The following is a 12,391-nucleotide window of genomic DNA, read 5'->3' as shown; positions in this document are numbered from 1 at the left end:
CATGGCCGCCGCGCCCGATGCCCCCCGCCAGGCGCCGGGCAGCGTCGCCGCCCTGCGCACCCGCTTCCGCGAGGGCAAGGGCGACCTGCTCGCGCACTTCGAGGCCGCGCGGCCCACCGCGCCGGCGGCGACCCGTCTCCTGCGCGGCCTGGCCCGCCATGTCGACGCCACGCTGGCTGCGCTGTGGGAGGTCTCGGCCGTGCCTGCGGGCATGGCCCTGGTGGCGGTGGGCGGCTATGGTCGCGGCGAACTGTTTCCCTATTCCGATGTCGACGTGCTGGTGCTGCTGCCGGAAGAGCCCGACGAGGCGGTGCGCGCCGCCATCGAGCGCCTGGTCACCGCCTGCTGGGACATAGGCCTCGAGGTCGGGCCGTCGACGCGCACGATTGCCGAGTGCCGGACCGAAGCGGCCAAGGACGTGACGGTGCAGACGGCGATGCTCGAGTCGCGCCTGGTCTGCGGCGCGCGCAGGCTCCACGAACAACTGGTGCGTGCGCTCGACGAGGCGATGGACCCGCGCGCCTTTCTGCGCGCCAAGACGCTGGAGATGCAGCAGCGCCACGTCAAGTACGAGGGCACGCCCTACGCGCTCGAGCCCAACTGCAAGGAAAGCCCGGGCGGCCTGCGCGACCTGCAGGTGGTGATCTGGGTGGCGCGCGCCGCGGGCCTGGGCCGCACCTGGCGCGAACTGGTCGCCAAGGGCCTGATCACGCCCTTCGAGGCGGCCCAGCTGCGCCGCAATGAGGGCACGCTCAAGGCCGTGCGCGCCCGCCTGCACCTGGTGGCAGGGCGGCGCGAGGACCGCCTCGTCTTCGACCTCCAGACCGCGGTGGCGGCCAGCTTCGGCTGCAAGTCCAGCCACGCCCAGCGCAGCTCGGAAGTGCTGATGCACCGCTACTACTGGGCCGCCAAGGCGGTGACCCAGCTCAACCAGATCCTGATGCTCAACATCGAGGAGCGCGTCAACGGCTCGGAGAGCACGCCGATGCGGCCGATCAACGAGCACTTCCTCGACCGCGCCGGCATGCTGGAAGTGGCGCGCGACGATCTCTACCTCGAGAACCCCAACGCCATCCTCGAGACCTTCCTCGTCTTCCAGCAGCAGCCCGGCATCCAGGGCCTGTCGGCACGCACGCTGCGCGCGCTGTACAACGCGCGCAATGTGATGGGGGTCGAGTTCAGGCACTGCCCCGTCAACCGCGATCTCTTCCTCCAGATCCTGCGCGAACCCAAGGGCCTGACGCACGCGCTGCGCCTGATGAACCAGACCAGCGTGCTGGGCCGCTACCTGTGGGTGTTCCGGCGCATCGTCGGGCGCATGCAGCACGACCTGTTCCACGTCTACACGGTCGACCAGCACATCCTGATGGTGGTGCGCAACATGCGCCGCTTCTTCATCCCCGAGCACGCCCACGAATACCCCTTCTGCTCGCAGCTGGCGGCGCAGTGGGACCAGCCGTGGCTGCTGTACGTGGCGGCCATCTTCCACGACGTCGCCAAGGGCCGCGGCGGCGACCACTCGGAACTGGGCGCACGCGAGGCGCGACGCTTCTGCCGCGCCCACGGCATCGATTACGCCGACGCGCTGCTGGTGCAGTTCCTGGTGCGGCACCACCTCACCATGAGCCGCATCGCGCAGAAGGAAGACCTGTCCGACGCCAGCGTCATCCAGTCGTTTGCCAAGCTGGTGGGCACGCCGCAGCGCCTGGCCGCGCTCTACCTGCTGACGGTGGCCGACATCCGCGGCACCAGCCCCAAGGTCTGGAACGCCTGGAAGGGCAAGCTGCTGGAAGACCTGTTCCGCCTGACCCTGCGCGCCCTGGGTGGCGCCCAGCCCAATCTCGACGCCGAGATCGAGGCGCGCAAGCAGGAGGCGCGGCAGAACCTGGCCCTGCACGCGGCCCTGCCCGGCACCGAAGAGCCGCTGTGGAAGACGCTGGAGGTGAGCTACTTCGCACGCCACGATGCCGGCGACATCGCCTGGCACGCGCGCACGCTGTGGCGCCACATCGAGACCCAGGTGCCAGTGGTGAGGGCGCGCGCCTCGTCGGTGGGTGACGGGCTGCAGGTGCTGGTCTACTCGCCCGACCGCGCCGACCTGTTCGCGCGCATCTGCGGCTATTTCGACAGCGCCGGCTTCAGCATCCTCGACGCCAAGATCCACACCACGCGCGCCGGCTTTGCGCTCGACACCTTCCAGGTCGTCGCCACCCAGTCCTGGCCCGAGGGCCACGAGGGCGAGGGCGATTTCAAGTACCGCGACCTGATCTCGCTGGTCGAGACCCAGGCGGCGCTCGCCCTGGCCTCCGACGGCCCGCTGCCGCAGCCGCGCAGCGGCCGCGTCTCGCGCCGCGTGCGCAGCTTTCCGGTCACGCCGCGCGTCTCGCTGGTGCCCGACGAGCGCGCCCAGCGCTGGCTGCTGGCAGTGTCGGCCAGCGACCGCTCGGGCCTGCTCTACGGCATCGCCCGCGTGCTGGCCCGCCACAAGGTCAATCTGCAGCTGGCCAAGATCAGCACCCTGGGCGAGCGCGTCGAGGACACCTTCCTCGTCGACGGCCCCGAGTTGCAGCAGCCCAAGGCGCAACTGCGCATCGAAACCGAACTGCTCGACGCAGTGGCGGCGCCGGCGTGAGCCTGAACCAGGCCGACATCGCCGAGCTGATGGCCGGCACGGCCGCCTGCGACCTCGTCATCGACGCCCGCTCGCCGGCCGAGTTTGCCGAGGACCATCTGCCCGGCGCCGTCAACTGGCCGGTGCTGGACAACGACGAACGCCGCGAGGTCGGCACCCTCTACAAGCAGGTCTCGCCGCTGGCGGCGCGCAAGCTCGGCGCGGCGTTGGTGGCGCGCAACATCGCCGCCCACCTCGACCGCGAGATGGCCAACAAGCCGCGCGAATGGCGGCCCCTGGTCTATTGCTGGCGCGGCGGCCAGCGCTCGGGCAGCCTGGCCTGGTTTCTGTCGCAGATCGGCTTTCGCACGCTGCAGCTGGCCGGCGGCTACAAGGCCTTTCGCGCCCTTGTCAGCGCCGAGCTGCTGCAGCGGCCCGCGGCCTTCGAATTCCGCGTGCTGGCGGCGCGCACCGGCAGCGGCAAGACGCGGCTGCTGCAGGCCCTGGCCGCCGCCGGCGCCCAGGTGCTGGACCTCGAGGCCCTGGCCTGCCACCGCGGCTCGGTGCTGGGCGGCATGCCGGGGCGGCCACAGCCGGCGCAGAAGCGCTTCGACACCGAGGTCTGGAGCGCGCTGCGCGGCTTCGACCCCGGGCTGCCGGTCTACGTCGAGAGCGAGAGCGCACGCATCGGCCGCCTCACCGTGCCCGAGGCCCTGCTGCGCCGCATGCGCGAGCAGGGCACCATCGTGCGCGTGGCCATGGACGACGCGGCGCGGCTGCAGTTGCTGCTGGAGGAATACGGCCACTTCGCCAGCGAGCCCGAGGCCTTCTGCAAGCTGATCGAGGCGCTCACCGAGCTGCGCGGCCGCGCCCTGGTGCAGCGCTGGCAAGCGATGGCGCGCGACGGCCAGTGGCCCGAGCTCTTTGCCGAGCTGATGGCCCAGCACTACGACCCGCTCTACACACGCTCGCTGGCGCGCAGCTTCGGCAGCCGCGATGACCAGGTCCAGGTCGATCTCGGCGACGGCGGGCCGGCCGCACTGCAGGCTGCGGCGCAGCGGCTGATCGGCGGCTGATCGGCGGTTGGTGCTCGGTTGAACCGGCGGCGTCCGCCGCGTCAGTGCAGCATCACGTCCAGCCCGCTTGCCAGCTCCGACAGCGGCGGCATGGCTGGGTTCGCGGCCAGCGGGCCGCCGCCCAGGGTGTCCAGCTCGGGCAGCCAGACCAGACGCAGGCCTATGGCCTCGCCCATTGCGCTGGGGCAGGTTGTCAACGCCTCCTCGGCGCCGGCGTGGAAGGTGGCCAGGCGGGCGCGCCAGGCCGCGATGTGGATGAGGGCCGCCGTGGGCGACACCGGCGGCGGCTGCAGCGGGTCGGGCACGCGGCGCATGGGGTCGGCCACCTCGGCCGGGAAGTTCCAGCGCAGCGCCAGTTCGGCGCTCACCTCGGCATGGCTGTAGCCCAGGCGCTCGCGCTCCAGCGCGGCGCGGCCCGGGGCCAGGGGGTGGCATTCCTCGTTCAGGCGCCGCGCCTCCTGGGGCGCGGCCGCATGCAGCACCAGTTGGCCCACGGCATGGGTCAGGCCCACGGTGAAGGCGAGGTCGGCGTTGAGATCGGCGGCCTGCGCCAGCCAGCGCGCACCGCCAGCGGTGTACAGGCTGTAGCGCCAGAACTGCGGTAGATCGAGGCCGGGCACCGACTTGAAGGCGCCGACCACGCCACAGCCGACGACGAGGTTGCGCACCATCGCAAAGCCCAGCATGCGCAGCGCATCGTCCACCGTCGAGACGCGGCGCGAGACGTGGAAGTAGGCTGAATTGGCCAGGCGCAGCGTCTTGGCGGTGAGCACCGGGTCGGTCTCCAGCGCCGAGGCGATCTCGTCGACCGCCACGTCCTCGCGGCTGAAGCTGTGGATGAGCTGCTGCACCACCCGGGGCACGGCGGGCAGGGCCACGGGGGTGGCAAACAGGCTTTCGATGGTCATGGCGTTACTTCGCGTTACTTTGCTGCTGGCCGCAGGCCGACCGCCCGAATATCGCGCCCTGCCTGCCGACCTAAGCGCGGAAAAGCGGGGTGTTTGCTGCGCCGCAATAGAAACCGATCAAGTCAGCAAAGGAGCGGCCGATACCTTTTATGATCGATCAGGGTTAACACCGAGGCCGCCATGAAGTACACGAGCTCGACAGCGCCCCGCCAGCCCGACAAGGCGGCCCCTGCCAGCTTCCCCGGCCTCGACTACCTGGTCGACGCCGCGGAACGCCATCTGCTGTTCGCCGACACGATGCGGCAGCGCGGCAACCGCTACAACGAGCATCTCGAGGCCGGCGAGCCGCCGCTCTTGAAGTTCGGCCACGAGCTGGTGCTCGACGGCCGCGATCTGCCGCGGCCCTGCAACTACGCCCTGCTGCGCATACAGCCGCTGGCCGACGTGGCGGTGGCACCCACGGCGCGGCCTTTGGTGGTGGTCGATCCGCGCGCCGGCCACGGCCCCGGCATCGGCGGCTTCAAGAACGACTCCGAGGTCGGCGTCGCGCTGCGCGCCGGCCACCCGGTGTATTTCGTCACCTTCCGGCCCCAGCCCGAAGAAGGCCAGACGCTGTTCGATGTGATGGATGCCGAGGCGCGCTTTCTCGAAGCAGTGATCGCCCGCCATCCGCAATGCCCGACGCGACCCATCGTGATCGGCAACTGCCAGGCCGGCTGGGCCATTTCGATGCTGGCCTCGCTGCGGCCCGAGCTCTTCGGCACGCTGATGGTCGTGGGCGCGCCGCTGTCCTACTGGGCCGGCGGCTCCAAGCTCAACCCGATGCGCTACAGCGGCGCCGCGCTGGGCGGGGCCTGGCTGTCGTCGCTGGGCAGCGATCTCGCCGGTGGCCGCTTCGACGGCGCCCACCTGGTGGAGAACTTCGAAAAGCTCAACCCGGCCAACACGCTGTGGACTCGCCACTACAAGCTGTGGGCCGATATCGACACCGAGGCTGATCGCTTTCTCGCCTTCGAGCGCTGGTGGGGCGGCTATTTCCGCATGACCGGCGACGAGTTCGAGACCATCGTCGAGAACCTCTTCGTCGGCAACAAGCTTGCCAGCGGCAAGATGCGGGCCGGCGACCGCCAGGTCGATCTGCGCCACATCACGTCGCCCATCGTCGTCTTCGCCTCCTGGGGCGACAACATCACGCCGCCGCCGCAGGCACTGGACTGGATCATCGACGCCTGGGGCAGCGAGCGCGCCATCGCCGCCGCCGGACGCGTCATCGTCTACGTGCTGCACGAGAGCGTGGGCCACCTGGGCATCTTCGTCGGCGCCGACATCGCGCGCAAGGAACACGACCAGATCGTGACCTCGCTGGACGTGATCGAGAACCTGCCGCCCGGCCTCTACGAGATGAAGGTGGTGGCCAAGGACGGCGCCCATGTGCAGCGCTGGGACGATCTGGAGCCCGGCAGCTGGACGGTGCATTTCGAGCACCGCACGATGGACGATGTGCGCGCCGTCAACCCCGAGGGACGCGACGAGGAACAGCTGTTCTCCACCGTGGCCCGGCTGTCGGAGCTGAACAGCGCCTGGTACAAGACCTGGGTACGGCCCTGGCTGCGCCTGGTGGACCTGCGCAACGCCGGCGACAACGCCGCCCGCATGCACCCGCTGCGCCTGCAGCGCCAGATGTTCTCCGACGAGCACCCGGCGGCGCCGCTGGTGGCGAAGTTGGCCGAGGGCGTGCGCGAGCACCGCCACGCGCTGCCGGCCGACCACTTCATGAAGCGCTGGGAGCAGGGCATGTCGGCCTGCATAGAAAACAGCCTCGATCTCTGGCGCGACCTGCGCGACCAGGGCCTGGTGCAGTGGACGCGCCTGGCCTTCGGGCCGCTGGGCGTGGGCGCCTGGCTGCCGCCCGAGCCGCCGGCCGAGGCCGTGGCTGCGGCCCGGGCGCATGCCGAGATCGAAGACCTGCGGCAGGAAGTGCTGGCCCGCATTGCCGAAGGCGGTTTTGGCCAGGCCGTGTGCCGCATCGTGCTGGCCGGCATGGTGTCCATAGGCTCCTTCGAGCGCCGCAGCTTCCGCCTGGCCCAGTTGCTGGCCCAGTTGCAGAAGGCTGCCGGCGCGGCGGGCGGCGAGGCCGCCATCGACTGGCGGCGCATGATGCGCGAGGAAGCGCGCATCGCCGCGGTGGCGCCGGTGGAGGCGCTCAATGCCCTGCACACCATGCTGCCCGATGCCGATACGCGCGAGCGCGCCCTGGCCGTGGCCGCGGCAGTGATGATGATCGAGCCGACGCTGAACAATCCGCGCTCCGAGATCATCGAGCTGCTGATCGGCGAGCTGGGCGTGGCGCCGCAGCGCGTGATGGACCTGGCCTGCCGCCTGACCCAACCCATTGCCGAACACGCCGAGGCCGCGGCCCACATTCCGCGTGCCCCGCGGGCCGCGCGTGAACCGGGGCGCCGCGCCCCCGCCGCGCGCAAGGCCGCCTGAGGGAGCCGCCATGTCCAGCCCGGTGCGCCTGATCATCTTCGGCCTCATGCGCGACGCCAGCGCCGAGGAAATCGCCCATCTCGTGGGCCGCGGCGCCGATGGCCCGCCGCAGATGGTGGGCCTGCCCGGCGACAGCGACGAGGCCTATGCCGTGGTGCAGCTGGCCAGCGACCGCGGCCAGGCCATGCGCCTGGCCTGGCGCCTCAACCACGCCCATTTCCATGGCCGCCACCTGCAATGCTGGGTGCCGGCCCTCCCCTGGCTTTGATCCCTGAATCCGACCCGAAAGAGACCCCGCCGATGAACGCAGACCTGCAACAGGAATGGCTTGACAACCACACCTTCGACGAACTGACGATAGGCCAGGGCGCGACGCTCAGGCGCACCGTCACCGAGGCCGACATCAAGGGCTTCGCCGCCGTCTCGGGCGACCTCAACCCGACGCACCTGGACGAGGTCTATGCGCGCGGCGAAGGCCTGCGCGGGCGCACCGCCCACGGCATGTGGAGCGGCGCCCTCGTCTCCACGCTGCTGGGCACGGTCTTCCCCGGCCCCGGCACGGTTTACATCGAGCAGCGCATGCGCTTCATCGGCCCGGCCTGCGTCGGCGACGAGCTCGAGATCTCGGTGCGCGTGACGGCGCGCGATGCGGCCACTTCGCACGTCACGCTGGAATGCCGCGTCAAGCGCGTCGACGGCCCCGACCTGATGATGGGCGAGGCCATCGTGCGCGCGCCGGCGCACAAGCAGCGCGTGGCGCGTGCCAGCGGCCTGCGCTGGCATGTCTTCGACGCCGCCGCCGGCGTGCAGCAGCTGCTGCAGCAGGCGGCCCGGCTCGAGCGCCTGAGCTGCGCCATCGTCCACCCCTGCGACACCGAATCGCTGCGCGGTGCCCTCGATGCCGCCCGCGAAGGCCTCTTCACCCCGGTCTTCGTGGCTCCACGCGACCGCCTGCTGGCGGTGGCCGAAGAGGCCGGGCTCGACCTGGGTTCGGCCCGCATCGAAGACGTGCCGCACAGCCATGCCGCCGCCGAACGCGCCGCCGCGCTGGCCGCCACCGGCGAGGTGCAGGCGCTGATGAAGGGCAGCCTGCACACCGACGAGCTGATGAAGGCCGTGCTCTCGCGGCCCGAACTGCGCACCAAACGGCGCCTGTCGCACGTCTTCCGCTTCGACGTGCCGATGTACCACAAGCCCCTGCTCGTCACCGACGCGGCGCTGAACATCAGCCCCACGCTGGACGAGAAGATGCACATCGTGCAGAACGCCATCGACCTGGCCATCGTGCTGGGCTGCAAGAAGCCCAAGGTGGCGGTGCTGGCGGCGGTGGAAAGCGTCAACTCCAAGATGTCGGCCACGCTGGACGCCGCGGCGCTGTGCAAGATGGCCGACCGCGGCCAGATCACCGGCGGCATCATCGACGGGCCGCTGGCCTTCGACAACGCCATCTCGGCCGAGGCGGCGGCCATCAAGGGCATCGTCTCGCCGGTGGCCGGCCACCCCGACATCCTGGTCGTGCCCGACCTCATCTCCGGCAACATCCTGGCCAAGCAGATGGAATACCTGGGCGGCGCCATGGTCAGCGGCGTCGTGCTCGGCGCCCGCGTGCCCATCGCCCTGACCAGCCGAGCCGACGGCGCCACCGCCCGCCTGGCCTCGGCCGCGCTGGCCGTGCTGCTGGCCCACAGCTACCGCACCAAACCCCTATGAGCATGCTGCAGGACAGACCCCAGGCGGTGCTGAGCGTCAACGCCGGCTCCTCGTCGCTGAAGTTCGCCGTCTACCCGGTGCGCCAGGGCCGCGTCGCCGAGGCCGGGCTGGCCGGCCTGGCCGAGGGGCTCGAGCCCGGTGGCCTCGCCAAGATCACGGTCAAGCCGCCCGGCCGCGACAAGACCACGCAGGCCCTGGTGCCACAGGAGGGCGAATCGTCGTTCGAGGCGGCGCTGCGCGCCGTCATCGCCGCCGTCGAGGCCGATGGCGGCACGCGGCTGGTGGCCGTGGCCCACCGCGTCGTGCATGGCGGCAGCCGCTTCGCGGCTTCGGTGCTGATCGACGACGAGATTCAGGCCTATCTCGAAAGCCTGGACGCGCTGGCGCCGCTGCACCAGCCGCACAACCTGGCCGGCGTGCGCGCCTTCCGCCGCGCCTGCCCTGGCGTGCCCCAGGTGGCCTGCTTCGACACCGCCTTCCACGCCCACACGCCCGAGGTCGAACAGCGCTTCGCCCTGCCGGAAGAGTTTTTCCAGCAAGGCGTGCGCCGCTACGGCTTCCACGGCCTGTCCTACCAGTACGTCAATGGCGTGCTGGGCCAGTGCAGCGCGCGGGGCGAGGGCCGCCTGCTGCTGGCCCACCTGGGCAATGGCGCCAGCCTGTGCGCCGTGCGCGGCGGACGCAGCATCGCCACCACCATGGGCTTTTCGGCGCTCGATGGCCTGATGATGGGCACGCGCAGCGGCGCCATCGACGCCGGCGTGCTGCTGCACCTGCTGCGCCAGGGCCAGGACGGCGCAGCCATCGAGAAACTGCTCTACAAGCAGTCGGGCCTGCTCGGCGTCTCGGGCCTGTCGGCCGACATGCGCAGCCTGCGCGCCAGCCCCGATGCGGCCGCGGCGCGCGCCATCGCCCTCTTCACCTACCGCGTGGTGCGCGAGTGCGGTGCGCTGGCGGCCTGCCTGGGCGGGGTGGACCTGATCGCCTTCACGGGCGGCATCGGCGAGCACGACGCACAGTTGCGCGCCGAGGTCTGCCAGGCCCTGGCCTTCCTGGGCGTGCGCCTGGACCCGGCCGCCAACAAGGCGGCCACCGGCAGCGCCGTGGCCGCCATCCACGCCGCCAGCAGCACGGTGGAACTGTGGGTGGTGCCCACCGACGAAGGGCGGGTGGCGGCCCGCGATGCGATGGCGCTGATCGAGGGCTGATCAAGGATCCATCGAGGGCCGATCACTCAGCCGCGAGCGGCAGGCGCGGGGCGCAGGGTCGCCCCGCGGTTTCTTGGCGACCGCGGCCCCTTAGACTGCGCACCTGAGCCGCCGCAACGATGAAGATCCCGCCCGCCACCCAAGACCAGATGCAGCGCCTGCGCGTGCGCGACCTGCCGCCGCGCAGCCCCCTGGCCTGGCTGCGCCGCGGCTGGCGCGACCTGATGCGCAGCCCCGGCCCCGGCCTGCTGCACGGCGCCGCCGCCGCGCTTTTCGGCGGCCTGCTGTTCTGGGTGGCGCGCGACCATTTCTGGCTGCTGGCCGGCGCCTTCAGCGGCTTTCTGCTGGTGGCGCCCATCATCGCCACCGGCCTGTACCTGGTCAGCCGCGGCATCGAGCGCGGCCGGCGCCGCATCCCGGTGGCCGAGTCGCTGGCGATCTGGCGCCCCCGCGACGGCCGATTGATCATCTTCGGCATCCTGCTCGCCTTCTCGGGCACGGGCTGGGTCATGACCTCGGCCTCGCTGATCACCGAGTTCGCTGCGGCGCCGGTCAACAAGCCCATCGACTTCATCCGCGTCGTCATGCTGGATGAGCAATCCTGGCTCTTCGAGGCCTGGCTGGCCCTGGGCGCGGTGCTGGCGGCGCCGGTGTTCGCCTCCAGCGTGGTGGCGCTGCCGCTGTTCCTGGACCGCGAGGTCGGCATCCGTGCCGCCGTGCTGACGAGCTGGCGCGCCGTGCTCACCAACCCCGTGACCATGGCCTGCTGGGCGCTGTGCCTGATCGTCATCACGCTGATCGCGATGATCCCCGCCCTGCTGGGCCTGGTCGTCGCCGTGCCCTGGCTGGCCCATGCCAGCTGGCACGCCTACCGCGACCTGGTGGATGCCAGTGAACTTCCGGAGCGACCCTGATGTTCGGCTACGGCGAAGAAGACATCGCGCAGTTCGGCCTGACCTTCGGGGTCGGTGCCTTCATGCTCTACATGGTGTTCATCATCGTGCAGCTAGCACGCGAGTCCAAGGCCGGGCGCTTCGGCACCTTCGTGCTCTTTCTCGCGCTCGGCTTCGGCCTGCTGGGCTTTGCCATCAAGGGCGTCATCAAGCTCTTCCTCAAGGGAACCTGACAGCCCTCAAAGGGCGCGCCGCTGCCGCACGGCCGCGGCCAGCGCGGCCAGCACCGGCTCGGTCTGGGCCCAGCTGATGCAGGCATCGGTGATCGAGACGCCGCGCACCAGCGGCTGGCCGGCCACCAGGTCCTGCCGGCCTTCCTCGAGGTGGCTCTCGATCATCACGCCCATGATGCGGCGCTCGCCGCCGGCGATGCGGCCGGCGATGTCGGCCGCCACCTCGATCTGGCGCCGGTGCTGCTTGGCACTGTTGGCGTGCGAGAGGTCGATCATCAGCTGCTCGCGCAGGCCGGATGCCCGCAGCACCGCGCAGGCCGCGGCCACATCGGCGTCGCCGTAGTTGGGCTGGCGCCCGCCGCGCAGGATGATGTGGCAATCGGCATTGCCGCGGGTCTCGAAGATGGCGGCCTGGCCCATCTTGGTCATGCCCATGAAGGCATGCGGCGCGGCGGCAGCGACGATGGCGTCGCTGGCCACCTTGACGCTGCCATCGGTGCCGTTCTTGAAACCCACCGGGCAGCTCAGGCCCGAGGCCAGCTGGCGGTGGCTCTGGCTCTCGGTGGTGCGTGCGCCGATGGCGCCCCAGGCCACCAGATCGCTGATGAACTGCGGGCTCAGCAGGTCGAGGAACTCGGTGCCCACCGGCAGGCCCATCTCGACGATCTCCAGCAACAGGCGGCGCGCACGCTCCAGGCCCTCGTTGATGGCAAAGCTGCCGTCGAGGTGGGGGTCGTTGATATAGCCCTTCCAGCCCACCGTGGTGCGCGGCTTCTCGAAGTAGACGCGCATTACCGGCAACAGGGCGTCCTGCAGCGCCGGCGCGGCGGCGGCCAACCGCGCCGCGTAGTCCAGCGCCTGGCCGTGGTCGTGGATGGAGCAGGGGCCGACGACCACGACGAGGCGGTCGTCCTCGCCGCGCAGCACGCGCGCCATGGCCTCGCGGCTGCGCTCCACCAGGGCCAGCGTGGCATCCGACCCCGGCAGCTTCTCCATCAGCAGCGCCGGCGTGATGAGGGGGCGCACCGCGTCGATGCGCGTGTCGTCGATGCGGGTGGTGTCGCGCGTGCCATGGCGCTGGCCGACTTCGCGGTCGTGGCGGGGATCGTCGAGCAGGTTCATGCGCGCCATTGTCCCGCGGCCGGCGCAGGGCCCTTGACATGCCGCAATGCCTGGCCCGCGCGGCGGATCAGCATTGCGGCTGGAACGCCCGCCATGCCCGCCCTCGAAGGACGGGCGGCCAAGTGCAAGGACGCCACAAC

Annotated in this window: 10 protein-coding genes; 8 read left to right on the top strand and 2 right to left on the bottom strand. The window is 70.9% G+C overall.

Annotated elements, in window-relative coordinates; all coding sequences use genetic code 11:
* The first annotated feature begins 1 nt into the window (after position 1).
* Complete coding sequence (locus JMV16_RS08110) at positions 2 to 2,632, top strand: [protein-PII] uridylyltransferase (protein WP_201493745.1); 2,631 nt, start codon at positions 2 to 4, stop codon at positions 2,630 to 2,632.
* Entirely contained in the window at positions 2,629 to 3,687 is a 1,059-nt protein-coding gene (gene mnmH, locus JMV16_RS08105; RefSeq protein WP_236580410.1) for a tRNA 2-selenouridine(34) synthase MnmH, read from the top strand. Before JMV16_RS08110 ends, mnmH begins: the two co-directional genes overlap by 4 nt.
* 41 nt (positions 3,688 to 3,728) lie before the next feature.
* Here mnmH and JMV16_RS08100 read toward each other — a convergent pair whose 3' ends face one another.
* Complete coding sequence (locus JMV16_RS08100; RefSeq protein ID WP_201493744.1) at positions 3,729 to 4,595, bottom strand: HDOD domain-containing protein; 867 nt, start codon at positions 4,593 to 4,595, stop codon at positions 3,729 to 3,731.
* 180 nt (positions 4,596 to 4,775) lie between these two features.
* Between JMV16_RS08100 and JMV16_RS08095 the strand changes: the two genes are divergently transcribed.
* The 6 genes from JMV16_RS08095 to JMV16_RS08070 all read left to right on the top strand — a co-directional run bounded on the left by JMV16_RS08095 (position 4,776) and on the right by JMV16_RS08070 (position 11,129).
* On the top strand, positions 4,776 to 7,085 hold the full coding sequence (locus JMV16_RS08095) for a DUF3141 domain-containing protein (RefSeq protein WP_201493743.1): 2,310 nt from the start codon (positions 4,776 to 4,778) through the stop codon (positions 7,083 to 7,085).
* Positions 7,086 to 7,095: 10 nt separating this feature from the next.
* Positions 7,096 to 7,353: a hypothetical protein gene (locus JMV16_RS08090; RefSeq protein WP_201493742.1), complete on the top strand. Its 258-nt coding sequence runs from the start codon at positions 7,096 to 7,098 to the stop codon at positions 7,351 to 7,353.
* A gap of 32 nt (positions 7,354 to 7,385) precedes the next feature.
* On the top strand, positions 7,386 to 8,795 hold the full coding sequence (locus JMV16_RS08085) for a bifunctional enoyl-CoA hydratase/phosphate acetyltransferase (protein WP_201493741.1): 1,410 nt from the start codon (positions 7,386 to 7,388) through the stop codon (positions 8,793 to 8,795).
* Positions 8,796 to 8,797: 2 nt separating this feature from the next.
* Positions 8,798 to 10,003 (top strand): acetate/propionate family kinase, encoded by a 1,206-nt coding sequence (locus JMV16_RS08080; protein ID WP_201493740.1) that lies wholly within the window; start codon positions 8,798 to 8,800, stop codon positions 10,001 to 10,003.
* 119 nt (positions 10,004 to 10,122) lie between these two features.
* Positions 10,123 to 10,917: a DUF2189 domain-containing protein gene (locus tag JMV16_RS08075; protein ID WP_201493739.1), complete on the top strand. Its 795-nt coding sequence runs from the start codon at positions 10,123 to 10,125 to the stop codon at positions 10,915 to 10,917.
* Positions 10,917 to 11,129, top strand: coding sequence for a DUF2788 domain-containing protein (locus JMV16_RS08070; RefSeq protein ID WP_201493738.1), 213 nt, complete (start codon positions 10,917 to 10,919; stop codon positions 11,127 to 11,129). The genes JMV16_RS08075 and JMV16_RS08070 overlap by 1 nt, the downstream gene beginning before the upstream one ends.
* Positions 11,130 to 11,135: 6 nt before the next feature.
* On the opposite strand, the gene JMV16_RS08065 is transcribed toward JMV16_RS08070, so the two are convergent.
* Positions 11,136 to 12,251 (bottom strand): 3-deoxy-7-phosphoheptulonate synthase, encoded by a 1,116-nt coding sequence (locus JMV16_RS08065; protein ID WP_201493737.1) that lies wholly within the window; start codon positions 12,249 to 12,251, stop codon positions 11,136 to 11,138.
* Positions 12,252 to 12,391 lie beyond the last annotated feature (140 nt).

It is taken from the genome of Rubrivivax sp. A210 (assembly GCF_904426505.1).
Lineage (GTDB): Bacteria > Pseudomonadota > Gammaproteobacteria > Burkholderiales > Burkholderiaceae_C > Rubrivivax.
This window is presented reverse-complemented; position numbering and strand designations above follow the sequence as displayed.